The following is a 23295-nucleotide window of genomic DNA, read 5'->3' on the forward strand; positions in this document are numbered from 1 at the left end:
CGGCTGTGACCCAGTATGTGGATGACCGCTCCGTGCGGTCGGTGCCGGAGATGCGTTTGCCATGAAAGGCCCGGGCTTTTTTAGCGCCTTGAGGGCGCGCCGTCACCGCCGCCACGCAGCGGTCGAGTCTGCGGCCCATGCACCCGCTGCTTCGGCGGTGCGCTATGCCACCAGCCCGCTGTTGGCCACCAAAACGCCGCTGTGGCGCTCGCGCTTGTTGGTGCTCGCCTTCGGTTTGGGCTTTATGGGCTTGATCGGGCGGGCGATCTTTATCCAAGTGATCGGCACCGAGTTCTATCTCAAGCAGGGCGAAAGTCGCTACGTGCGCACCTTCGTGTTGCCCGCCCGACGCGGCCGCATCATGGATCGCAATGGCCAAATCTTGGCCGCCAGCGTGCCTTCGCCCTCGGTCTGGGCCATTCCGCGCGATGTTCAAGCCACGCCCGATCAGCTTCGGGCCTTGGCCTCGCTGCTGGGTATGACCCCGCTTGAGCTCAGCAGTCGGCTGGATGACAACCAGAGCTTTGTCTGGTTGCGGCGTCAAATGGATCCCACCGTGGCCGCGCAGATCAAGGCGCTGGGGATCAAGGGCGTGCATCAGGAGCGTGAGTTCCGCCGCCACTATCCAGAGGGCGAAGCGGCCGCCCATGTGATTGGTTTTACCAACGTTGAGGACAAGGGCCAAGAAGGCATGGAGCTGTCGTTCCAGAAGACCTTGCAGGGCACCAACGGTTCGCGCAGCGTGGTGCGTGACCGGCTGGGGCGCATCGTCGAGGATGTGGGTGACAAGATCGCCTCCACCGATGGCAAAGACATTGAGCTGTCGATCGACTCCAAGATCCAGTTTTTTGCCTACCAACGCATCCGCGACGCCGTGGCCGAGAACCGCGCCAAGGCGGGCAGCGTGGTGGTGCTGGACGTCCACACCGGCGAAGTGTTGGCGCTGACCAATTTCCCCAGCTACACCCCCGAGGACCGCCGTGGTCTGACCGGCGCGCAGCTGCGCAACCGCACCCTCACGGATACTTTTGAGCCCGGCTCCACCATGAAACCTTTTGTGGTGTCTTTGGCGCTGCAAACCGGCCGGGTGCGGCCGGACACCATGATCCAAACCGCCCCGGGGCGTCTTCAGATCACCGGCTCGACCATCAGCGACGCCCATCCGCACGGCTTGCTCAGTGTCGAGCAGGTGATTCAGAAGTCGAGCAACGTCGGTGTGGTCAAGATGGCCATGCAGATGCAGCCGCGCGAGATGTGGGAGATGTTCTCCGCCGTCGGTTTTGGTCAAAAGCCGCCGTTGAACTTTCCCGGTGTGGTCTCGGGCCGCTTGCGACCCTTCAAGAATTGGCGGCCGATTGAGCAAGCCACCATGAGCTATGGCTATGGGCTTTCGACCTCCTTGTTCCAACTGGCCCGCGCTTACCTGATCTTTGCCCGAGACGGCGATCTGCCGCCGGTGACGCTGCTCAAGACCGATCAACCCCCGCAAGGCATGCCGGTGATTTCGCCCGAGGTGGCGCGTGCCATGCGCAAGATGTTGGCCATGGCCGCCGGTGAGGGCGGCACAGCGCCCAAGGCCCAGGTGCCGGGTTATTCGGTGGGCGGCAAAACCGGCACGGCGCACAAGCAAGAAGGCGGGGGGTACGCCGGTGGCAAGTACCGCGCCTGGTTTGTGGGCATGGCCCCGGTGTCGAATCCCCGGGTGGTGGTGGCGGTAATGGTCGATGAACCCACTGCGGGCAAGCATTACGGTGGCGATGTGGCTGCGCCGGTGTTCAGCGATGTGGTCAAACAAACCCTGCGCATGATGAGCGTGCCGCCCGATCTGGAGGTGAAGTCGCAACTCGTGGTGCATCAGCCCGCCGAAGCCGTACCGGAGTCTTTCTGATGGGTATTTCTCGGACCTCTTTGACGTCTTTGACGCCATCTCAGGCCGCAGCTTGGTTGACCGAGCGCGTCACGGGCACCTTGCGCACCGACAGCCGCCAAGTGCAGCCGGGTGACGCCTTTGTCGCTTGGCCGGGCCATGTGCGTGATGGCCGGGATTTTGTCGCGGATGTGTTGGCACGCGGTGCCTCGGCTTGTTTGATCGAAGCCGACGGTGCGCACGCTTTTGGCTTTGACGACCCGCGCATCGCCCAAGTCGTCGGGCTCAAGGGCGCGACCGGGGCCATTGCGGATCAGTTTTTCAACCATCCCAGCCAGCGGCTGGGCGTGGTCGCCACCACCGGCACCAACGGCAAAACCTCCACCGCTTGGTGGATGGCACAGGCCTTGAGGGGCTTGGGCCAGCGCTGCGGGCTGATCGGCACCTTGGGGGTGGGCGAGCCGCCACCGGGCGAGGTGATCGCCACGGGCTTGACCACGCCGGACCCGGTGGTGTTGCACGCCGCGCTGCATCGTTTTGCGGCGCAAGGCTTTGCGGCGGCCGCCATCGAGGCGTCTTCCATCGGCATCGAGGAAGAGCGCTTGAACGCGGTGCAAGTTCGGGTGGCGCTGTTCACCAACTTCACCCCGGATCACCTCGACTACCACGCCACCATGGCGGCGTATTGGGCCGCCAAGCGGCGGCTCTTTGGCTGGCCAGGGCTGCAAGCGGCGGTGATCAACATCGATGACCCTCATGGGGCCTTGCTTGCCCAGGAGGCGCTGGGCTGTGCCATCTGGACGTATGCCGTCGATCAACCCGCTCGGTTGCGCGCCACCGACGTGACGTATACCGACGGCGGGCTGAGTTTTGGCGTGCTTGAGACCCTGACCAGCGGCGGCACGGACCTTGTGCCGGTGCGCACCCGCTTGATTGGGGCCTTCAACGTGGCCAACGTGTTGGCGGTGATCGGTGGCTTGCGGGCTTTAGACGTGCCCTTGGCGCAGGCCTGTGCCCAAGTGGCGCATGTCACGCCTGTGCCGGGCCGTATGCAACGTGTGCAGCCCGGATCGGTCCCGATGAATACGGCGCTGCCCCAAGTGGTGGTCGATTACGCCCACACGCCCGACGCGCTCGATAAAGCATTGCAAGCGCTGCGGCCTTTTGCTGAGGCTCGGGGCGGGCGGCTTTGGTGCGTGGTTGGCTGCGGCGGTAACCGTGACACCACCAAGCGCCCGGTGATGGGCGCTTTGGCGACCCGGCTGGCCGATCAGGTGGTGCTGACCAGCGACAACCCGCGCCACGAGTCGCCCGACGCGATCCTTGATCAGATCGAAGCCGGTTGCGGGTTGACGCGGCCCGCGCATGTGTACCGCCTCAGCGACCGCCGTGCGGCGATTGCGCTGGCGCTGGCCCGGGCTGCACCCGCCGATGTCTTGCTGATCGCCGGCAAAGGGCACGAGGATTACCAAGAAGTGGCTGGTCAGCGTCAGCCGTTCTCGGACATCGACGAAGCGGCCCGCGCTTTGCAGGCTTGGCGTGAACCCATGTTCACGTTGGCCGAAGCCCAAGCCTTGATCCCCGGCTCGGTGCTGGTGGAGGCTGAGCCCGGCGCGGCCCAGAGCGTGGTTTTGCGGGTCCACACCGATACCCGCAGCTTGAAGGCGGGTGATTTGTTTGTGGCGCTGCGCGGCGAGCGCTGGGACGCGCACGACTTTTTGGTCACGGCGCGCCAAGCCGGTGCGGCGGCGGCTTTGGCCGAGCGCGGGCTGGCCGAGGCCGGCCTATCGGGCCTGTTGGTGCCCGACAGCCTCAAAGCCTTGCAAACCTTGGCCACGGCGTGGCGAGCGCGTTTTGCCATTCCGCTGATCGCGGTCACCGGCAGCAACGGCAAGACCACGGTGACGCAGATGATCGCTTCGATCCTGCGCGCTTGGGCCGGCGAGGCTGCCTTGGCAACCACCGGCAACTTGAACAACCACATCGGCGTGCCGTTGACTTTGCTGCGGCTGCGGGCCAGCCACCGTGTGGCAGTGGTCGAGTTGGGCATGAACCATCCGGGTGAAATCGCCGAGCTGGCCGCCATGGCGCAGCCGACCGTGGCCTTGGTGAACAACGCTCAGCGCGAGCACCAAGAGTTCATGAAAACGGTGGCGGCGGTGGCCGCAGAAAACGGCGCGGTGTTGCAGGCCCTGCCGGTTGAAGGCGTGGCGGTGTTCCCGGCTGGGGATGCCTTCACGCCGCTTTGGCAAGCGTTGGCCGGGCCTCGGCGTATCGCTTGTTTTGGTCTGGACGAGGCCGCCAGCGCAGCCTCGTCGGCGCAATGGCAGGGCACGCACTGGCGCGTTCAAATGGGGTTGTTGGATTGGTGCCTGCATCTGGCGGGGCTGCACAACGTGCGCAACGCCTTGGCAGCAGCCACCTGCGCTTTGGCGGCCGGTGTGCCGGCCTCAGCGGTGATGGCCGGGCTCGATGCGTTTGAGCCGGTCAAAGGCCGCTCGCAGTTGTCGCAGTTGCGCTTGCCCGCTTCAGTCGCGATGACCCAAGAGCGTGTGATCACCCTGATCGACGACACCTACAACGCCAATCCGGATTCGGTGCGCGCCGCCATCGACGTGCTGGCCGCACTGCCGGGGCCGCGTTGGTTGCTGCTGGGCGATATGGGCGAGGTGGGCGATCAAGGCCCGGCGTTCCATGCCGAAATCGGCGCGTATGCGCGCGCTTGCGGCATCGAGCAGCTCTGGACCGCCGGCGCTTTGGCGCAGGCCAGCGCCGAGGCCTTTGGCGCGGCGGCCCGCCACCATGCCGACACCGTTGCCTTGGTGGGCGTTTTGCGCGCTGCCCCGACACATTCTTTACCCCTTGCTAGCGCGGTGCTGGTCAAGGGTTCCCGATTCATGAAGATGGAACAAGCCGTGGCGGCGTTGCGCGACCACGGCGCAGAAGGAAGCGTTCATGCTGGTTAGTCTGGCCCTGTGGTTGCAGGCGCATTACCCCGAGCAATTGGGTTTCTTGCGCGTTTTTCAGTACATCACCTTCCGGGCGGTGATGTCGGCCATGACGGCCTTGTTGTTGGGTCTGGCCTTTGGTCCAAGTGTGATTCGGCGCTTGGCCGCCCTCAAGATCGGCCAGCCGGTGCGCGAGTACGGCATGCAGTCGCATCTGGTCAAAACGGGCACACCCACCATGGGTGGCGTGTTGATTTTGTTGTCGATCGCCATCTCGACCTTGCTTTGGTTTGATTGGTCGAATCGCTTTGTCTGGGTGGTGATGCTGGTGACCTTCGGCTTTGGTGCCATCGGCTGGGTCGATGACTGGCGCAAGGTGGTGGACAAAAACCCTGAAGGCATGGCCTCGCGCGAGAAATTCTTCTGGCAGTCGCTCATCGGTCTGGTGGCTGCGCTCTACCTTGCTTTTAGCGTTTCGGAAACGTCCAACATGCGGGTGATGGATTTGTTCTTCCGCTGGGTGATGTCGGGCTTTTCAAATGAGCTGCCCCCCAAAGCCGACTTGATCGTGCCGTTCTTCAAGACGGTGAGCTATCCGTTGGGTGTGTTCGGCTTCATCTTCATGACCTACTTTGTCATCGTTGGGGCCAGCAACGCCGTCAACCTGACTGACGGTTTGGACGGTCTGGCGATCATGCCGGTGGTGTTGGTCGGGGCCGCGCTGGGGCTCTTTGCCTACGTCACGGGTCACGCGGGTTACGCCAAATACTTGTTCCTGCCGCATATCCCGGGAGCGGGCGAGTTGCTGATTTTCTGCACCGCCATGGCCGGGGCGGGCTTGGCTTTTCTGTGGTTCAACGCTTACCCCGCACAGGTTTTTATGGGCGATGTGGGCGCTTTGGCGCTGGGCGGAGCCTTGGGTACGGTGGCGGTGATCGTGCGCCAAGAGATCGTGCTGGGCATCATGGGCGGCATTTTTGTGGTCGAAGCGCTGTCGGTGATGGTGCAGGTGATCTACTTCAAGTACACCAAGAAGCGCTACGGTCAAGGCAAGCGCATCTTCCTGATGGCCCCGTTGCACCACCACTACGAGAAAAAAGGCTGGGAAGAAACCCAAGTCGTGGTGCGTTTTTGGATCATCACCATGCTGCTTTGTTTCGTGGGCTTGTCCACGCTCAAGCTGCGTTAAACCTCGAGAAGAAAAAGACGGATCACGAGCATGCAGGGCATACAAGGACAGTCGGTGTTGATTCTCGGGCTGGGCGATTCGGGCCTGGCGATGGCGCGTTGGGCTGCGCGTTGTGGGGCGGCGCGCATCGTGGTGGCGGATAGCCGCGCGCAGCCGCCGCGTGGCGCGCAGCTCAAGGCCGAGGTGCCCTTGGCCGAGCCGGTCTGTGGGTTCGATCCGGCCCTACTTGAGGGGATGGCGCGCGTGTTCAAAAGCCCGGGCCTTTCGCCGCTTGATCCGGCCTTAGCCCCGTTGTTGGCCCAAGCGCAGGCTCAGGGTCTGCCGGTGGTGGGCGAATTGAGTCTTTATGCCCAAGCCTTGGCCGATCTGAAAGCCGAGCGTGGCTATGCGCCCAAGGTGTTGGCCATCACGGGTACCAACGGCAAGACCACCACCACGTCACTGACGGCACTCTTGGTCGAGCGTTGCGGCCACAGCGTGGGCCTGGCCGGCAACATCGGTCCGACCTTGCTCGATACCTTGTCGCAAGCGCTCGACAACGACCGGCTGCCCGACGTTTGGGTGCTGGAGTTGTCGAGCTTTCAACTCGATGGGGTGGAGGGTTTTGAGCCCACGGCAGCGGCGGTGCTCAATGTCACCCAAGACCATTTGGACTGGCACGGCTCGATGGCTGCTTATGCGGCGGCCAAGGCGGGCATTTTTGGGCCGGCCACGGTGCAGGTGTTGAACCGCGATGAGGCCCCGACATGGGCCATGGCGCGCTCGACCGCCGTGGGTTTTAGCTTGAGCGTGCCGCAACGTGTGGGTGATTGGGGCTTGAGCGAAGACAACGGCATGACGTGGTTGGTGCGCGCTTGTGCGGCCGACGAAGAAGTTCCGCCTTCGCCACGGCGACGTCGGGCCGCTGAGCCCAGCGCCGCGCTGGTGTTGCAACGCCTGATGCCGGCCGACGCCTTGCGCATTCGGGGGCGGCACAACGCGGCCAATGCCTTGGCGGCGCTGGCGCTGACCACTGCCGCCGGCTTGCCGCTGGCCCCGATGCTGCACGGTCTGCGTGAGTACACCGGCGAGCCGCATCGCGTGCAGTGCGTGGGTGTGCTCGACGGCGTCGAGCTGTACGACGACAGCAAAGGCACCAATGTCGGGGCCACCGTGGCGGCGCTGAATGGTTTGGGCGCAGACAAGGCCCCGGGGCAGTTGGTGGTGATTTTGGGCGGCGATGGTAAGGGCCAAGACTTTGCCCCGCTGCTGGAGCCGATTCGCCGCCACGCCCGTGCGGTGGCTTTGATCGGGCGTGATGCGGGTTTGATCGAAGCAGCGTTGATGACGGCCAACATGCCGCTCAAACATCACTTGAGCCTTGAAGCCGCCACGCGTTGGGGCTTTGAGCAGGCTCGCTCGGGCGACGCGCTGTTGTTGTCACCGGCCTGTGCCAGCTTGGACATGTTTCGCAACTATGCGCATCGCGCCGAGGTGTTCGTTGCCACCACCCAGGCCTTGGCCGCTGAGCGCGGAGCGTGGACCGTATGAAAACTTGGTTTGCATCGCTGTGGGCGCGTCGGCCGGCTTGGCTGGCGGGGTCGTCCTTGCAGGGCGAAGCTGCTTGGCCGGGCGCGCCGCTCGATACCCCTTCACGCTGGGTCGGCTTCGACATGGCCCTGACGTGGGTGATCATCGGTTTACTGGCGCTGGGCTTGGTGATGGTCTATTCGGCCTCGATCCAGTTGCCGGACAACCCGCGCTTTGCGCTCTATGCGCCGACGCACTTCTTCACGCGCCATTTGGTGTCCATCGCCTTGGCTTGCATCGGTGCGGGGGTGGTGTTGGCCACGCCGATCAAGTTCTGGGAACGCTGGGCCCCGTGGATATTCATTGCTTCCTTGCTGCTGCTGGTGCTGGTGCTCTTGCCTTTCATCGGCAAGGTGGTGAACAAGTCGCGGCGCTGGATCCCCTTGGGCATCATGAATTTTCAGCCCAGCGAATTCGTCAAGCTGGCCATCGTGCTCTACGCCGCCAACTACATGGTGCGCAAGATGGACTTGAAGGAAAACTTCATGCGCGCGGTGGCCCCGATGGCCGTCGCCTTGGGCGTGGCCGGGGTGCTGCTCTTGGCCGAGCCCGACATGGGCGCGTTCATCGTCATCGCCATGATCGCCATGGGCGTGCTCTTTTTGGGTGGGGTGAACGGGCGCATGTTCTTGATGACCACGGCGGTGTTGATGGCAGCTTTTGTGCTGATCATCACCTTCAGCGAGGTGCGCCGTGAGCGCATCTTTGCCTACCTCAACCCGTGGGACGAGAAGTACGCGCAGGGCAAGGGCTATCAGTTGACCCATTCGCTGATCGCCTTTGGTCGGGGCGAGGTCTTCGGCCAAGGGCTGGGGGCGTCGGTCGAGAAACTGCATTACCTGCCTGAAGCGCATACCGACTTCTTGCTGGCCGTGATCGGCGAAGAGCTGGGCTTGGTGGGTGTGCTGGCGGTGATCTTGGCTTTCTTCTGGATGGTGCGGCGCATCTTTGTCATCGGTCGCCAAGCCATCGCGCTGGACCGGGTGTTTGCCGGCCTCACGGCCCAAGGCATTGGCCTGTGGATGGGTGGGCAGGCCTTCATCAACATGGGTGTGAATTTGGGTGTGCTGCCTACCAAGGGTTTGACCTTGCCGCTGATGAGTTACGGCGGCTCGGCCATTGCGGTGAGTTGCGTGGCGCTGGCGATGGTGCTGCGCATTGACATGGAAAACCGCGAGATGATGCGCGGCAGGTTGCCGTGATGGTGGGCTCTTCCAAGCCGCATCTGATCATCATGGCGGCCGGCACCGGCGGCCATGTCATGCCGGGTTTGGCGGTGGCGCGCGAGATGCTGCGGCGCGGCTGGAGCGTCAGCTGGATGGGCACGCCCACCGGGATGGAGCATCGGCTGGTGGCCGCTTCGGGCTTGGATCTGCCCATGGACGTGATCGGCTTTGCCGGTCTGCGCGGCAAGGGCGCTTGGGGCGCGCTGCGCGGCGGCGTGCAGTTGTTGCGCGGCGTGGTGCAGGCGTGGGCCTTGATGCGCGCCTTGATGCAAAAACGGGGTGCCACAGCGGTGCTGGGCATGGGCGGCTATGTGTGCTTTCCGGGCGGCTTGGCGGCCCGCTGGCTCGGGTTGCCGCTGATGCTGGTGAACGCTGACGCCGCGTTGTTGCTCTCGAACCGTTCGCTCCTGCGCTGGGCTGATCGCATCGCCTTTGGTTTTGACGGCGAAGCCGCTCGGCGCACGCCTCGGGGCTTGGTGACCGGCAACCCAGTGCGCCCCGAGATGGAAGCTATCGCCCCGCCCCTTGAGCGTTTTGCCGGCCGCAGTGGGCCGCTCAAGGTGTTGGTGGTGGGTGGGAGTTTGGGTGCGCGGGTGCTCAACGAGACCATGCCGCAGGCCTTGGCGCTGCTGGCTCCGGCTGAGCGACCCCACGTGACGCATCAAACCGGCCAAGCCCACTGGGCCTCGGTGCAGGCCGACTATGCCAAGGCGGGCGTTGAAGCGCAGATCGTGCCCTTCATCGACGACATGGCTGCGCAGTTGGCGGCTTGCGATGTGATCCTGTGCCGCGCTGGTGCCATCACGGTGAGCGAGCTGTGCGCGGCCGGTGTGGCCAGCGTGTTGGTGCCGTTGGTGGTCAGCACCACCCGCCATCAGCGCGACAATGCCGCCTGGCTGGCCGGCCAGCAAGCCGCGATGCATCTGCCGCAGACCGAGTTGTCGGCGGCGCGATTGGCGCAAGTGCTCAAGCAGCTTGAGCGCACGTCGTTGCTGACCATGGCCAGCCGAGCCCGTCAATTGGCCCAGCCGCATGCCGCGCAGCGTGTGGCCGATGAGCTTGACGCCTTGATTTTTGGACAGATACGCAAGGACGCCGCATGAAACACGCGGTCAAACATATTCATTTTGTCGGCATCGGTGGTGCCGGCATGAGCGGGATCGCTGAGATCCTGCATAACTTGGGCTACACCGTGTCGGGCTCCGATCAAGCCGATAACGCGGTGACGCGGCGCTTGGCCGAACTGGGCATCCGCGTCAGCCAAGGCCACAGCGCTGAGGCGGTGCAGGGCGCGCAAGCGGTGGTGACCTCCACAGCGGTCAAGGCCGATAACCCCGAAGTGCTGGCGGCCCGCGCCAAGCGCATCCCGGTGGTGCCGCGTGCGGTGATGCTGGCTGAGTTGATGCGCTTGAAGCGCGGTATTGCCATCGCTGGCACGCACGGCAAGACCACGACCACCTCGCTGGTGACCAGCGTGCTGGCCGAGGCTGGGGTGGACCCGACCTTTGTGATTGGCGGCAAGCTCAATTCGGCCGGGGCCAACTCGGCGCTCGGTAAGGGCGAATTCATCGTGGTCGAGGCGGATGAATCCGATGCCTCGTTCCTGAACTTGATGCCGGTGCTCTCGGTGGTGACCAACATCGACGCCGATCACATGGAAACCTACGGCCACGACTACAGCCGCTTGCGTCAAGCCTTCGTCGATTTCTTGCACAAGATGCCGTTCTACGGCTCGGCGGTGGTTTGCGGCGACGATCCGGGCGTGCGCTCCATCTTGCCGATGGTTTCGCGGCCGCTCATCACCTATGGGTTGGGTGAAGACGTGCAAGTGCGTGCGGTCGATGTGCAGGCCCTGCCCGGCGGGCAGATGTGTTTTGTCTGTCAGCGGCGCAACGGCGTGGCGATGCCCGATTTGCACATCACCTTGAACCTGCCCGGCGAGCACAACGTGCGTAACGCCTTGGCCGCCATTGCGGTGGCCACCGAGCTGGAGTTGCCCGACGAGCCGATCGTCAAGGCGCTGGCCGCCTTTGCCGGTGTGGGCCGGCGTTTTCAGCGTTGGGGCGAGTTGCCGGTGGCGGCGCAGCACGGCGGTGGCAGCTTCACGTTGATCGACGATTACGGCCATCACCCGGTCGAAATGGCGGCAGTGATCGCGGCAGCACGTGGCGCATTCCCGGGGCGGCGTTTGGTGCTGGTGTTTCAGCCGCACCGCTACACCCGCACGCGTGACTGCTTTGAAGACTTCGTCAAGGTGATGGGTTCGGCCGATGCGGTGCTGCTCACCGAGGTCTACGCCGCTGGCGAAGCGCCCTTGGTGGCGGCCGATGGGCGCTCCTTGGCGCGCGCTTTGCGTGTCGCCGGCCGAGTGGACCCGGTGTTTGTCGATGCAGTGGACGCGCTGCCCGAGGCCTTGGGCGTTCAGGTTCGCGATCAGGATGTCGTGATCGCCATGGGCGCGGGCTCGATTGGGTCGCTGCCCGCCCGGCTGGTGGAGCTTTTCAAGGAAGAACAAGCATGAATAAACGTTTGGGCAAGGTGGCTGTTTTGATGGGCGGCACGTCCGCAGAGCGGGATGTGTCGTTGATGTCGGGCACCGGCGTCTTGCAAGCCCTGCGCAGCCAAGGGGTGGATGCGCACGCTTTTGATCCGGCGCAGCGCCCGCTGGGGGATTTGCGCAGCGAGGGTTTTGACCGCTGCTTCATCGCGCTGCACGGTCGCCACGGCGAAGACGGCTCGATGCAAGGCGCGCTGGAGCTGCTCGGTATTCCCTACACCGGCTCGGGCGTGATGGCCTCAGCCATCGCCATGGACAAGGTCATGACCAAGCGGGTCTGGATCGCCGAAGGCCTGCCCACGCCGGCCTATCGCTGGATCGGGCCGGATGATCGCAGCGACGAGCGCGTGCGCGATCTGACCGCTGATTTGGGCCTGCCGCTGATGATCAAGCCGCCGCGCGAGGGCTCCTCGATTGGCATCAGCAAAGTCACCGACGAAGATCAAATCCACGCAGCAGTGCAGTTGGCTGGGCGTTATGACCCGGATGTGCTGTGTGAAGCCTTCATCGCGGGTGAAGAACTCACCTGCCCGATCTTGGGCGAGGGCGCTTCAGCCCACGCTTTGCCGGTGGTGCGCATCGTCGCTCCCGAAGGCAAGTACGACTATCAAAACAAGTACTTCAGCGATGAGGTCGGCTACCTTTGCCCAAGCGGCTTGCCCGAAGCCGAAGAGCAGGCGATTCAGCGCTTGGCTGTGGCGGCGTTTCGGGCGTTGGGTTGCCGGGGCTGGGGTCGCGCTGATTTCATGATCCGCGCCAGTGATCGCAAGCCCTTCCTTCTGGAGATGAACACCGCACCAGGCATGACCGGGCATTCCTTGGTGCCGATGTCAGCGCGCGCTGCGGGCCTCAGCTACGAGCAGCTTTGCCTGCGTTTGCTGGCTGCCGCGCGGCTCGATGCCTCACCGGCTTTGGGCGGCACGCTTGCCGATGGACCGGGTCATGCCTGAAGCGAACCCTGCGCCCATGCCGACGAGGCCCGCTTCGGCACTGCCGTTCGATCTGCGCTTGATGCGTTGGGTCACCTTGGTGTTGGTTGGCTTGGTCGGAGTTGCCTTGGTGCTGGCCGCCTTGGCTTGGGGGAGTCGTTCGTCCTTGTTTGTGGTGCGCAGCTTGGATGTACGCGGGCATGTTCCGCATCACAGCCCCGCGTCCTTGCAAGACTATGCTGTCCCTCGGCTGGTGGGGAGCTACTTCAGCATGGATCTGAAGGCGGCTCGGGCGGTGTTTGAGTCCATTCCCTGGATCCGTCGCGCCACGGTGAGCCGCGTCTGGCCGAACCGTTTGGCCGTGACGCTTGAAGAATATGAGCCCGTGGCGTTGTGGGAACGCGACGAAGGCGATGACCTGCTGGTCGATGCCCAAGGGCGGGTGTTTGAAGTCAATATGGGGGACGTGGATGACGCCGATATGGTGAGCTTGCGCGGCCCTCAGGGCTCGGCTCCCGAGGTGTTGGCGCTTTGGCATGCGGTGACCCCAGTGCTCAAGCCGCTGGGCTCTGAGCTCAGTCGGGTCGCTCTTTCGGACCGAGGATCTTGGCGGGTGGAGCTGCGCAGCGGCCCAGTGTTGGAATTGGGACGCGGTTCGCGTGAGGAAGTGCTAGGTCGGACACAGCGCTTTGCCCAAACCATCGGACAATTGCAGGAGCGTTTCCAGCGTCGTGCCGTGGAATACGCTGATTTGCGTCATAACGAAGGTTTTGCCGTGCGTCTGGTGGGTATGGGCACGACGACGGTTGAGAGCACCAAGCGCAAGGCGCGCTGAGCGCGCTGCTTGCGAGGAACAGGAATGGCCAAGGAATACAAGGAATTGGTGGTTGGCCTTGATATCGGCACCCACAAAATCATGGCGGTGGTGGCGGAGATTTTGCCCAGTGGTGAGCTGCGTCTGGCCGGCATGGGGGTGGCACCGTCGCATGGGCTCAAGCGGGGCGTGGTGGTGAACATCGACGCCACGGTGGAGTCGATTCAGCAAGCGCTCAAAGAGGCCGAGATGATGGCCGACTGCAAGATCACGCGGGTCTACACCGGCATCACTGGCAGCCACATTCGGGGCCAGAACTCGACCGGCATGGTGATCGTGCGCGATCAAGACGTGACGGCGTTGGATGTGTCGCGGGTGGTCGAAACCGCCAAGGCGATCAACATCTCGGCCGATCAGCGCTTGTTGCTGGTCGAGCCCCAGAGCTTCATCATCGACGGCCAGCCTGTCAAAGAGCCGGTGGGCATGTCGGGTGGGCGGCTTGAGGTCAAGGTGCATATCGTCACCGGCAACCAAAGTGCCGCTGAAAACATCATCAAATGCGTGCGCCGTTGCGGTCTGGAAGTTGAGCAGCTGGTGCTCAATCCCCGGGCCTCAAGTTTGGCGGTGCTGACGGCTGATGAAAAAGATCTGGGTGTGGTGTTGGTCGATGTGGGGGCAGGCACCACCGATGTGGCGATCTACGCCGACGGTGCCGTGCGCCACACGGCGGTGATTCCGGTGGCGGGTGACTTGATCACCAGTGATATCGCCATGGCCTTGCGCACCCCAACGCGCGACGCCGAAGAGATCAAGATCGACTTCGGGGTGGCCAAACAGTTGTTGGCGGATCCGATCGAACAAATCGAGGTGCCCGGCTTGGGGGATCGCGGCCCACGGTTACTCAGCCGCCAGGCCTTGGCCGGCGTGATTGAGCCGCGTGTGGAAGAAATCTTTGCCATGGTCAACCAAGTGATTCGCGAGTCAGGCTACAGCGAACGCTTGGCTTCCGGCATCGTTTTGACGGGTGGCGCAGCGGTGATGCATGGCATGGTCGAGCTGGGCGAGGATATTTTCCTGAAGCCGGTACGTAAAGGTTTGCCCACCTATGGCGGGCCACTTTATGACATGCTTGCGAGCCCTCGTTCGGCCACGGCCATGGGTTTGTTGGAAGAGGCGCGTCGGGCCCGTTACAGGGGTGCGAAGGTGACGCGGATCCCGGGCCAAGTACAGTCGGCTTATGGACGGGCAAGGGACTGGTTTTTGAAGAATTTTTAAGCTGTTTTTGGAGCTGTGTGCTCAGGTAATGAATACGGGTGGATGCCAACCCTATAGGGGGCTTTCCACGGCAATGAGGATGGTGAGGCGGGTCGCAGCGCGGTAAGCTAGGAGATCGGTATGGGAATCGAAATGATCGAAGAGTTCAATCAAGGCACGCAAATCAAGGTGATCGGCGTAGGTGGTGGTGGTGGCAATGCCGTCGAGCACATGATCAGGCAAGGCGTGCAGGGGGTGGCGTTCATCTGCGCCAACACGGATGCGCAGGCCTTGAATCGCTCCTCAGCCCATGAGTTGTTGCAATTGGGCCACACTGGTTTGGGGGCTGGATCGCGCCCGGATGCGGGTCGTGCTGCTGCCGAAGAAGCTGTGGATCGGATTCGCGCCACCCTTGAGGGCGCTCACATGGTGTTCATCACGGCGGGTATGGGTGGGGGTACCGGCACTGGAGCGGCCCCCGTGATTGCGCGCATCGCCAAGGACATGGGCATCCTCACGGTCGGCGTGGTGACCAAACCCTTCGAATTTGAAGGCAAGCGCCGCACGCAGCAAGCCGATGCCGGCTTGGTGGAGTTGGAATCCAACGTGGATTCCCTCATCGTTGTGCTCAACGAAAAGCTGCTTGAAGTCTTGGGCGATGACGTCACCCAAGAAGACGCCTTTGCCGAAGCCAACGATGTGCTTAAAAATGCCGTGGGCGGCATCAGCGACATCATCCACATCCCCGGTTTGGTCAACGTTGACTTTGAAGACGTCAAAACGGTGATGAGCGAGCCCGGTAAAGCCATGATGGGCACGGCCACGGCCAGCGGCCCGGATCGCGCCACCAAGGCGGCTGAAGCTGCCGTGGCGTGTCCGCTGCTGGACGGCATTGATCTGTCGGGTGCGCGCGGTGTGCTGGTGCTGATCGCGGCCAGCAAGGCCACGTTCAAGCTGGCGGAAAGCCGCAACGCCATGACCACCATCCGGCGCTATGCGGCCGATGAAGCGCATGTGATCTTCGGAACCGCCTACGACGAGTCGCTGGTGGATCAGTTGCGGGTGACCGTGATCGCCACCGGCTTGGCTTCGGGCAAGCGTGCCGCCCAAGGCTTGTATGGGCAACAACAGCCCACTGGCTATCCCGCCATGCCCCAGGGCTATGTTCCGCAGGGTTTCCAGCCTTCGCATCAACCCCATCCTGGTCATCCGAGTGCGCCACCGAAATCGGCGGTTCACCCACAACAAGGCTTGAGTGCTCATCCGAGCGCGCAACAACCTCAGACGGCCGCTGCTCCGCAACAGCCGCCATCGGCTCCCGGCAATCGCGGCACCGATAACATCCCGGTGCTCAATACCCCAGTGCCTCAAAGTGGTGGCTATACCGTCGGTTCGGGTAGCGATTTTGTGCCGCCCAGCGTTTGGCGCAATAACCGCAGCCAAGCTGCGGCCCGGGTAGATGCCTTGGCGAGTAATGGCATGGATGAAATCGAAATCCCCGCCTTTTTGCGCAAGCAAGCTGACTGAAACATCCGGAGCCTAAAATCTGCGCATGATTTGCCAACGTACGCTCAAAGCGTTGACACGCGCGGTCGGTGTCGGTTTGCACAGTGGCCAAAAGGTGGAGCTCACCTTGCGGCCGGCTGCGCCCGATACCGGGATCGTTTTTCGGCGTATCGACTTGCCCAATCCGGTGGATATTCCGGCCACCACCGCCTCGGTCTGCGATACACGCATGGCCACCACCATTTCGGTGGGCGGTGATCCGGGTGCGCCCAAGGTCCAGACCATCGAGCATTTGATGTCGGCTTGCTGTGGCCTGGGTTTGGATAATCTCTACGTCGATATCACCGCCGATGAAGTGCCTATTCTCGACGGCTCAGCGGCGTCTTTTATCTTTCTGCTTCAGTCCGCAGGGATTGAGGTTCAGGCGGCTCCCAAGCGGTTTTTGCGCGTTAAGAAACCGATTGAGATTCGTGAGGGCGAAGGTCGGGGTCTTAAATGGGCCAAACTCGAACCCCATCACGGTTATCGGCTCAACTTCGAAATTGATTTCGCCCATCCTGCTGTCGATGCCACCGGCCAGCGCGTGAGTTTTGATTTGGGCTCAGGGCTATATCGGCGTGATATTGCTCGGGCGCGCACCTTTGGCTTTACCAAAGACGTCGAGATGATGCGTTCGCGCGGCTTGAGCTTGGGCGGCAGCATGGACAACGCCATCGTGGTCGATGATTACCGGGTGCTCAACGCCGAAGGCTTGCGCTACGACGATGAGTTCGTGAAGCACAAGATTCTGGATGCCATCGGCGACCTTTATGTGGCCGGGCATCCGATGTTGGCGACCTACAGCGCCTTCCGTAGCGGCCACGCCCTCAACAGCAAGCTTTTGCACGCTTTGTATGCCGATGCCACCGCTTGGGAAATCGTCACCTTTGACGATGCGCGTCTCGCGCCTGAAGGCTTTGCCGATCTCGCCCCGGCTTGGTGATCTAACCCGAACGGTATGAAGAAGGTCTCTGGGTCATGAGTCTTGCACTGACTGAAAACAACTTGGTCGGTGATCTGCCGAAGGGCTCGCCGGCCATCAGCGCGGAAAATATCGACTTGTTGAAAGAGCTCACGGCCGAGTGCGAGTCGATGTTGCACTACGCCGTGGGCCAAGCGATCAAGATCCCGGATGAATTGACGAGCGCACTGGAACACCTCGATAAGCATCAACCCCGGTTGACGTTAGCGAACACCGTCAAGCTGCATAACCGCTTGGCCGATGTGGTGGCCCCAGCGATGCCACACGCGGTCCATACCTTGATGAATGACCCGCACAAGGGTACTTTGCTGGGTATTTTTGGCCCGCTGCCCAACGTGCGTTATCTGATCTTGGCGGCGTTGTTTTTCACGGCCATGTTCGTGGCGACCAGTCTGTCGTCCCACGTGAACTACAAGAACTTGGAAGCCGGCATCTACAGCATGCAGGGCTGGAATTTGTTCGTTGTGCTGATGTTTCTGATGAGTGCCTCGGGCTTGGGGGCTTGCTTCAACGCCCTTTTTTCGTCCTATCGCTACGTCAGCAACGCCACCTACGACACGCGCTACGACAGCTCGTACTGGATCCGCATCATCTTGGGCTTGATGGCGGGCTTGGTGATGTCGCAAGTGATCTCGTTGGAGAGCTTGACCAGTTTCCAGACCGTCACCATGGCGTCTGCAACGGCTCCTCAGGCCGCTTCTGGACCCCAAGAATCGGCAACCTCTGCGGCCATCGATGCATCTGCTGCCAAGACCACCAAGGAGCACCCGCCTGCTGGCGGTGTGGCCTTTGGCAAACCCTTACTGGCTCTGCTGGGTGGCTTCTCCGCCGCCATGGTCTATACCGTGCTGCAACGCTTGGTGGAAACCGTGGAGTCGCTTTTCAAGAGCGGTGGCGGCGAATCAGCAGCCATCCAAAAGGAGGCCGCGATGCGCTCCAAGATGGAGCGCCAACTTTCCGAGAGTCGCATGGCCATCAGCGGGGATCTGATTGCTCTGAATGAAGCGGTCAAGAACGGCGCTTCGCAGGCGTACGTTGCCAACCTTGCGGCCAAAGCGCTCGAAAACATCCGACCCAGCCGAGAGTCAGGCAGCGGTATATCGGTTGAAGGACCGAACAAATCAGCCTGAGGCTCTCGCCTCGCTCAATAAATCCGCCCACCCCGATACTGCGCGTAGGTGCGGCGGTTGACTTCGGTGGCTTGGCCGAGGGCGGCAAACGATTTGGCGGCGTGGGCGTGGGTGATGGCCAGCCCCAAGGCGTCAGCGGCGTCTTGACTGGGTTGACCGGGTAAGCGCAGCAGGCGCATCACCATGGCTTGGATCTGTGCTTTGCTGGCGTGTCCGTGGCCGACCACGGCTTTTTTCATCTGTAAAGCGGTGTATTCCGTCACCGGCAAATCACATGACACCAGCCCCGTGATGGCTGCTCCACGCGCTTGGCCCAGCAGCAAGGTGCTTTGAGGGTTGACGTTGACAAAAACAATCTCGACCGAGGCGCACTGCGGCTGGTAGGTCGCCACCACCTCGCGCACCCCTTCGAACAAGATCTTGAGTCGTCCAGGCAAGTCACCCAAGGTGACGCCCGTGGTGCCTTGAGTGCCTGTCGTGCGGATGGTGCGGATGGTGCCGCTGGCCACATAGCTCAAGTCGTGGCCCTCGACATCGATCACGCCAAAGCCGGTGGTGGCCAAGCCGGGATCGATACCGAGGATGCGCATAGTGCTCAATGCCGTGGCCTCAGTGGCATCAATGACGGAAGTGGCGTGTGCCGGTCAGCACCATGGCGATGCCGCGCTCGTTGGCCGCATCGATCACTTCTTGGTCGCGCATCGAGCCACCCGGGTGGATGACGCAGGTGGCACCCGCATCGACCACCACGTCCAGCCCGTCGCGGAACGGGAAGAAGGCATCGCTGGCCACCGCTGTGCCTTGCAAGCTCAGGCCCGCTGCTTGGGCCTTGATGGCGGCAATGCGGGCTGAATCCAAGCGGCTCATCTGGCCCGCACCGACACCATAAGTCATGCTGTCCTTGCAAAAGACGATGGCGTTGCTCTTGACGAAACGCGCCACGGTCCAAGCAAACAGCATGTCTTGCATTTGCTGCGCGGTCGGCGCGAGCTGGGTGACGACCTTGATGTCACCGACGATGTCGATGTTGTCGGCCGATTGCAGCAGCATGCCGCCGCCGACGCGCTTCATGTCGAGCGGGTTGCTCAAACGGCTGAGCGGCACTTCCAGCAGGCGCACATTGACCTTGCTGGCGTAAGCCGCGCGGGCGGCCGGGGTGATGGCTGGGGCCAGCGCCACTTCGACGAAGTGTTTGTTGGCGTTGATTTTCTCCACCACGTCGGCGTCGAGCGGACGGTTGAAGGCGATGATGCCGCCGAAGGCGCTCGTCGGGTCGGTCTTCAACGCCTTCTCGTAGGCTTCCAGCGGGGTGGCACCGATGGCCACGCCGCAGGGGTTGGCGTGCTTGACGATCACGCAAGCTGGTTGCTCGAAGGCCTTGACGCATTCCCACGCAGCGTCGGCGTCGGCGATGTTGTTGAAGCTGAGTTCCTTGCCTTGGATCTGGGTCCAACCGGCCAGCAAGCCTTCAGCGACCTTGGCTTCCTTGTAAAACGCGGCGCTTTGGTGCGGGTTCTCGCCGTAGCGCATGCCCTGCACCTTGTGCAGTTGCAGGTTAAAAACGCTCGGGTAGGCCTCGCGCTTGGGCACGTCGGCGGTCTTCTCTTCTGAGCCGGCTTCGAGGGCGGTGAGGTAGTTGCTGATCATGCCGTCGTAGGCGGCGGTGTGTGAGAACACCTTCTTGGCCAGCATGAACTTGGTGGTGCGCGTGAGGCTTGCACCGTTGGAGGCGGTCAGCTCAGCCAGTACTTGCGGGTAGTCGCTCGGGTCGATCACCACGCCCACGTCTTGCCAGTTCTTGGCGGCGGCGCGCAGCATCGCCGGGCCGCCGATGTCGATGTTCTCGATCGCATCTTCCAGCGTGCAGTCGGCGCGTGCCGTGGCTTGGGCGAACGGGTACAAGTTGATGATCAAGAGATCAATGGTGTCGATGCCGTGCGCCGCAAGTGCGGCCATGTGCTCAGGGACATCGCGCCGGGCCAGCAGGCCGCCATGCACGCGCGGGTGCAAGGTCTTGACACGGCCGTCGAGCATCTCGGGGAATCCGGTGATCTCAGAGACTTCGGTGACGGGCAGGCCGTTGGAAGCCAGCAGCTTGGCCGTGCCGCCGGTGGACAGCAGCTTGATGCCATGCGCGTGCAGGCTTTGGGCAAATTCGAGGATGCCAGTCTTGTCGGAGACGGAGAGGAGAGCGGTCAGGGCCATGATGAAAGCGGCTTTTCTAGGTAAGGAGGAAAGGAGAGAGGTCGGCGTTCAGGCGTGGCTCAAGAAGCCAGCTCGTGCTCGACCAGCTTGCGGCGCAGGGTGTTGCGGTTGATGCCGAGCCATTCGGCGGCGCGGCTCTGGTTGCCTTCGGCGCGCTGCATCACCACTTCGAGCAAGGGTCGCTCGACCGCTTTGACGACCATGTCATAGAGCGAGCGCGGTTCGGTGCCGTTCAGATCAGCAAAGTAAATCGCCATGGTGGTGCGGATGCATGCATCGATGGGGCTGCCCTTGCCCTCTTCGGGGGTGGCATCGGGGGGATCGTTATCTTGGCTCATGCAGCAAGGTCTTCAGGGACAGGGAAAGAGGCGGGTGTGGGCCAGCGGGGATGGCGCTGGGCCAGCGCGCTGAAAAAATCGCTCACCGCCGCGATCTGGGCGTCGGGAGTCGTCAAGGTGTTCATCTGCGCCCGAAAGGTTGTGCCTTCGGCCAGCTCGGCCACGCTCCAGCCGATGTGTTTGCGGGCACTGCGCACGCCGATGAACTCACCGTACAGGGCGTGATGCTCATGCAGTTGGGCGATCAGCCAAGCCGCCACATCGGTAGTTAGCGGTGCCGGGCGCAGCGTGCCGTGCTCAAGGTAGTGGGCGATATCGCCGCCCAGCCAAGGGCGGCCCAGCGCGGCGCGGCCGATCATCACGGCGTCCGCGCCGGTGGCGGCCAAGACGGCTTGGGCCTTGGCGGGCGAGTCGATGTCGCCGTTGGCGACCACCGGGATGCGTAGCGCGGCTTTGACGGCCGCGATGGTGCGGTATTCGGCCTCGCCCTTGTAGCCCTGTTCACGCGTGCGACCGTGCACGGTCACCATCGCGATGCCAGCGGCTTCAGCACCACGCGCTAGGCGTTCAGCGTTGCGCTCACTGGCGCACCAGCCGGTGCGCATCTTGAGGGTGACCGGCACGTTGTGGGGGACGCAGGCGCTGACCACGGCGTCGATGAGGGTGAGCGCCAGCGGCTCGTTTTGCATCAAAGCCGATCCCGCCCAAACGTTGCAGACCTTCTTGGCTGGGCAGCCCATGTTGATGTCGATGATCTGCGCCCCGTGGTCGATGTTGAAGCGCGCGGCCTCGGCCATCTGTGCGGGGTCGGTGCCGGCGATTTGCACCGCAATCGGCGCGCTCTCACCGACGTGATTCAAGCGGGTGGCGGTTTTGCGGCTATGGCGCAGTTCGGGCTTGGCGGTCACCATCTCGCCCACGGCGTAGCCCGTACCCAGCCGTTTACACAGTTGGCGAAAGGGCCGGTCGGTCACGCCCGCCATGGGGGCCAAGAAAACCGGGTTCGGCAGCTCGAAGGGGCCGATATGCATCGCAAGTTGCTGAAAAAGGAGGCAGGAGTATAGCGGCCCGATGTGGGCTGGGGCACACTCGCAGCTTCGTGTGATCACGCTCTCTAGCGCCTTTAAGCGCCGCTCACCATGGAAGCTTGGATCGCCCAAATCATCCAACAGCTCCTGCTCTGGATGGCCTTGCCTGAGATCGGCCTACCCGCAGTCTTCATCATCGCGTTCGTCTCGGCCACCTTGCTGCCTTTGGGCTCAGAGCCGGTGGTGTTTGGCCTGATCAAGCTCAATCCCGAACTGTTCTGGCCGGCGATTTTGGTGGCCACCGTCGGCAATACCTTGGGCGGGGCGGTCTCGTGGTGGATGGGCTGGGGCGCAGAAAAACTCTACGAAAAAACCACCCATCACAGCCCCGAGCATCGGGTGCTGGGCTGGTTGCGGCGCTTTGGTGCGCGGGCTTGTCTGCTGAGTTGGTTGCCGGTGGTGGGCGATCCGCTGTGTGCTGTGGCCGGCTGGCTACGTTTGCCGTTTTGGCCCTGTGTGGCCTACATGGCCGTGGGCAAGCTGGGGCGCTATGTGGTCATGACCAGCGCCCTGCTGTGGGTCTTTTAACGGCGGCGAAAAGCCGGTGGCGGGCTGCCGAAGCCGTCGGGTGCCGGCGGGGGTACCGAGGGCGGGCCGCCAGTGGATGTTTGTGGCGGCCATTGGCGGTGGCTTTGGAGATCGGCGTTGTTGCCGGCAGCAAAGCTGGGGAAGCGGCTGTTCGATGAGCTCAAGCCCGCGTTGGGATCGGTCTCTGGGAAGGACTGATCGCGCAGATCCGGGGCAAAGAAGGAATCTTGGCTGAAGCCCGATTCATACCAAGGGGTGCCGTTACGCGGTGTACGCACGGCATGGGCCAGGGTTGAGCGACCATTGCTGCCTTGTTGGGGCGCACCGGCATGGCCTGAAGAGGCACCGCTGGCGGCGGAGCGATCCGGCGGGCTGGCGTGGGTTTGAGGGCCGGATCCAGGCACATAGGTGCGTGCGGCCGTTTCACCTTGCTGCGGCACGATGCCTTGCAGATCCGAGGTGGAAGGCAACTGATCGCTGCGGCACTCGATGTAGCGAATTCGGCAAGCCGTCAACACCGCTTGCTTGATGACGGTGGTGCGGCGTGAGGGCTTGAAGTCGGGCCGCTTGATGTCCAAGGCGGCCAAGACCCGGCCGTTGTCGGCGCAGATGATGAAACTCACGTGGATCGGGCCCAGCAGGCCAAACCAGTAGCGCACGTCGTTGCGGTCCACCGGCTGGCAAAAGCGCACCAAGGGCACCTTGGCCAAGATCATGTGGTGCGGCAGAGCGGCGCGCAGTTGCCGATAAAGCGTGCGCTCTTCCGGCGAGAACAGCGGGCGCTGCACCAGCGGCCACTCGGTGGGCAAGTCATCGGCGGCTTGCTTGCGCGCTGAGCGCCACAGCAGGGTGAAGACCACCACGACCAGCAAGGCCAAGGCGATGACGACGAGCAGCCAAACACTGACAGACATGGCGTTACCCGTTCAGACAGCCGAGGGCAGGGGCTGCCGCAGGCTCATCTCTCAAGTTGCAGACTGTGATCCAAGGCACTTTGTCGATCTCGGCGGGGGGTTGCAAAAAACAAGCCTGATGTGATGCCTGCGACTGTAGCTGAAACAGGGCGATGAACCCGACTTGGCTGGGCCGTTTCAAGCCCATGAGCGCTCGAAACGGCGTAAAAAAC

The 23295-nt window shown here is 62.9% G+C and carries 19 protein-coding genes; 14 read left to right on the top strand and 5 right to left on the bottom strand.

What is annotated here, in order from left to right; all coding sequences use genetic code 11:
* The first annotated feature begins 61 nt into the window (after positions 1-61).
* The 13 genes from AC3VI7_RS02630 (at position 62) to AC3VI7_RS02690 (ending at position 18010) form a co-directional block, all read left to right on the top strand.
* A complete protein-coding gene (locus AC3VI7_RS02630) occupies positions 62-1888 on the top strand; it encodes a peptidoglycan D,D-transpeptidase FtsI family protein (protein WP_489668527.1) in 1827 nt (608 codons plus the stop codon).
* Positions 1888-4833, top strand: coding sequence for a bifunctional UDP-N-acetylmuramoyl-L-alanyl-D-glutamate--2,6-diaminopimelate ligase MurE/UDP-N-acetylmuramoyl-tripeptide--D-alanyl-D-alanine ligase MurF (murF, locus tag AC3VI7_RS02635; protein WP_489668528.1), 2946 nt, complete (start codon positions 1888-1890; stop codon positions 4831-4833). The genes AC3VI7_RS02630 and murF overlap by 1 nt, the downstream gene beginning before the upstream one ends.
* Positions 4823-6004: a phospho-N-acetylmuramoyl-pentapeptide-transferase gene (gene mraY / locus AC3VI7_RS02640; RefSeq protein WP_489668529.1), complete on the top strand. Its 1182-nt coding sequence runs from the start codon at positions 4823-4825 to the stop codon at positions 6002-6004. The genes murF and mraY overlap by 11 nt, the downstream gene beginning before the upstream one ends.
* A gap of 30 nt (positions 6005-6034) precedes the next feature.
* Positions 6035-7534, top strand: a complete 1500-nt coding sequence (gene murD, locus AC3VI7_RS02645; protein ID WP_489668530.1) for a UDP-N-acetylmuramoyl-L-alanine--D-glutamate ligase — start codon at positions 6035-6037, stop codon at positions 7532-7534.
* A complete protein-coding gene (gene ftsW / locus AC3VI7_RS02650) occupies positions 7531-8775 on the top strand; it encodes a putative lipid II flippase FtsW (protein ID WP_489668531.1) in 1245 nt (414 codons plus the stop codon). Before murD ends, ftsW begins: the two co-directional genes overlap by 4 nt.
* Entirely contained in the window at positions 8775-9902 is a 1128-nt protein-coding gene (murG, locus tag AC3VI7_RS02655) for an undecaprenyldiphospho-muramoylpentapeptide beta-N-acetylglucosaminyltransferase (RefSeq protein WP_489668532.1), read from the top strand. Before ftsW ends, murG begins: the two co-directional genes overlap by 1 nt.
* Positions 9899-11320, top strand: coding sequence for a UDP-N-acetylmuramate--L-alanine ligase (gene murC / locus AC3VI7_RS02660; protein WP_489668533.1), 1422 nt, complete (start codon positions 9899-9901; stop codon positions 11318-11320). Before murG ends, murC begins: the two co-directional genes overlap by 4 nt.
* Positions 11317-12306 (top strand): D-alanine--D-alanine ligase, encoded by a 990-nt coding sequence (locus AC3VI7_RS02665; RefSeq protein ID WP_489668534.1) that lies wholly within the window; start codon positions 11317-11319, stop codon positions 12304-12306. The genes murC and AC3VI7_RS02665 overlap by 4 nt, the downstream gene beginning before the upstream one ends.
* A complete protein-coding gene (locus tag AC3VI7_RS02670; RefSeq protein WP_489671384.1) occupies positions 12299-13120 on the top strand; it encodes a cell division protein FtsQ/DivIB in 822 nt (273 codons plus the stop codon). The genes AC3VI7_RS02665 and AC3VI7_RS02670 overlap by 8 nt, the downstream gene beginning before the upstream one ends.
* A 24-nt stretch (positions 13121-13144) precedes the next feature.
* A complete protein-coding gene (gene ftsA, locus AC3VI7_RS02675) occupies positions 13145-14374 on the top strand; it encodes a cell division protein FtsA (RefSeq protein ID WP_489668536.1) in 1230 nt (409 codons plus the stop codon).
* A 120-nt stretch (positions 14375-14494) separates the two neighbouring features.
* Positions 14495-15880 (top strand): cell division protein FtsZ, encoded by a 1386-nt coding sequence (gene ftsZ / locus AC3VI7_RS02680; protein ID WP_489668537.1) that lies wholly within the window; start codon positions 14495-14497, stop codon positions 15878-15880.
* A gap of 25 nt (positions 15881-15905) precedes the next feature.
* On the top strand, positions 15906-16841 hold the full coding sequence (gene lpxC, locus AC3VI7_RS02685; RefSeq protein WP_489668538.1) for a UDP-3-O-acyl-N-acetylglucosamine deacetylase: 936 nt from the start codon (positions 15906-15908) through the stop codon (positions 16839-16841).
* A 35-nt stretch (positions 16842-16876) separates the two neighbouring features.
* Entirely contained in the window at positions 16877-18010 is a 1134-nt protein-coding gene (locus AC3VI7_RS02690; protein ID WP_489668539.1) for a hypothetical protein, read from the top strand.
* Positions 18011-18024: 14 nt separating this feature from the next.
* Here AC3VI7_RS02690 and ruvC read toward each other — a convergent pair whose 3' ends face one another.
* Genes ruvC through dusB form a run of 4 tightly spaced genes read right to left on the bottom strand, consistent with a single transcriptional unit; the run spans position 18025 to position 21584 of the window.
* Entirely contained in the window at positions 18025-18600 is a 576-nt protein-coding gene (gene ruvC / locus AC3VI7_RS02695; RefSeq protein ID WP_489668571.1) for a crossover junction endodeoxyribonuclease RuvC, read from the bottom strand.
* Between the two features lie 28 nt (positions 18601-18628).
* Positions 18629-20215, bottom strand: a complete 1587-nt coding sequence (gene purH / locus AC3VI7_RS02700) for a bifunctional phosphoribosylaminoimidazolecarboxamide formyltransferase/IMP cyclohydrolase (RefSeq protein ID WP_489668540.1) — start codon at positions 20213-20215, stop codon at positions 18629-18631.
* A gap of 59 nt (positions 20216-20274) precedes the next feature.
* Positions 20275-20553, bottom strand: a complete 279-nt coding sequence (locus AC3VI7_RS02705; RefSeq protein ID WP_489668541.1) for a helix-turn-helix domain-containing protein — start codon at positions 20551-20553, stop codon at positions 20275-20277.
* A complete protein-coding gene (gene dusB, locus AC3VI7_RS02710) occupies positions 20550-21584 on the bottom strand; it encodes a tRNA dihydrouridine synthase DusB (protein ID WP_489668542.1) in 1035 nt (344 codons plus the stop codon). The genes AC3VI7_RS02705 and dusB overlap by 4 nt, the downstream gene beginning before the upstream one ends.
* A 108-nt stretch (positions 21585-21692) precedes the next feature.
* Between dusB and AC3VI7_RS02715 the strand changes: the two genes are divergently transcribed.
* Entirely contained in the window at positions 21693-22169 is a 477-nt protein-coding gene (locus AC3VI7_RS02715; protein ID WP_489668543.1) for a YqaA family protein, read from the top strand.
* Here the strand turns inward: AC3VI7_RS02715 and AC3VI7_RS02720 are convergent.
* On the bottom strand, positions 22166-23083 hold the full coding sequence (locus tag AC3VI7_RS02720) for a DUF2726 domain-containing protein (RefSeq protein WP_489668544.1): 918 nt from the start codon (positions 23081-23083) through the stop codon (positions 22166-22168). The genes AC3VI7_RS02715 and AC3VI7_RS02720 overlap by 4 nt on opposite strands.
* Positions 23084-23295 lie beyond the last annotated feature (212 nt).

The organism is Leptothrix toolikensis (SeqCode) (genome assembly GCF_057922285.1).

Coding starts and splice junctions, on each gene's coding strand:
- ruvC (WP_489668571.1), bottom strand. CDS start 18,600: ATGCGCATCCTCGGTATCGATCCCGGCTTGGCCACCACCGGCTTTGGC.
- mraY (WP_489668529.1), top strand. CDS start 4,823: ATGCTGGTTAGTCTGGCCCTGTGGTTGCAGGCGCATTACCCCGAGCAA.
- ftsA (WP_489668536.1), top strand. CDS start 13,145: ATGGCCAAGGAATACAAGGAATTGGTGGTTGGCCTTGATATCGGCACC.
- murF (WP_489668528.1), top strand. CDS start 1,888: ATGGGTATTTCTCGGACCTCTTTGACGTCTTTGACGCCATCTCAGGCC.
- AC3VI7_RS02720 (WP_489668544.1), bottom strand. CDS start 23,083: ATGTCTGTCAGTGTTTGGCTGCTCGTCGTCATCGCCTTGGCCTTGCTG.
- dusB (WP_489668542.1), bottom strand. CDS start 21,584: ATGCATATCGGCCCCTTCGAGCTGCCGAACCCGGTTTTCTTGGCCCCC.
- AC3VI7_RS02665 (WP_489668534.1), top strand. CDS start 11,317: ATGAATAAACGTTTGGGCAAGGTGGCTGTTTTGATGGGCGGCACGTCC.
- ftsW (WP_489668531.1), top strand. CDS start 7,531: ATGAAAACTTGGTTTGCATCGCTGTGGGCGCGTCGGCCGGCTTGGCTG.
- murD (WP_489668530.1), top strand. CDS start 6,035: ATGCAGGGCATACAAGGACAGTCGGTGTTGATTCTCGGGCTGGGCGAT.
- AC3VI7_RS02715 (WP_489668543.1), top strand. CDS start 21,693: ATGGAAGCTTGGATCGCCCAAATCATCCAACAGCTCCTGCTCTGGATG.
- AC3VI7_RS02690 (WP_489668539.1), top strand. CDS start 16,877: ATGAGTCTTGCACTGACTGAAAACAACTTGGTCGGTGATCTGCCGAAG.
- murG (WP_489668532.1), top strand. CDS start 8,775: ATGGTGGGCTCTTCCAAGCCGCATCTGATCATCATGGCGGCCGGCACC.
- ftsZ (WP_489668537.1), top strand. CDS start 14,495: ATGGGAATCGAAATGATCGAAGAGTTCAATCAAGGCACGCAAATCAAG.
- murC (WP_489668533.1), top strand. CDS start 9,899: ATGAAACACGCGGTCAAACATATTCATTTTGTCGGCATCGGTGGTGCC.
- AC3VI7_RS02705 (WP_489668541.1), bottom strand. CDS start 20,553: ATGAGCCAAGATAACGATCCCCCCGATGCCACCCCCGAAGAGGGCAAG.
- AC3VI7_RS02670 (WP_489671384.1), top strand. CDS start 12,299: ATGCCTGAAGCGAACCCTGCGCCCATGCCGACGAGGCCCGCTTCGGCA.
- AC3VI7_RS02630 (WP_489668527.1), top strand. CDS start 62: ATGAAAGGCCCGGGCTTTTTTAGCGCCTTGAGGGCGCGCCGTCACCGC.
- purH (WP_489668540.1), bottom strand. CDS start 20,215: ATGGCCCTGACCGCTCTCCTCTCCGTCTCCGACAAGACTGGCATCCTC.
- lpxC (WP_489668538.1), top strand. CDS start 15,906: ATGATTTGCCAACGTACGCTCAAAGCGTTGACACGCGCGGTCGGTGTC.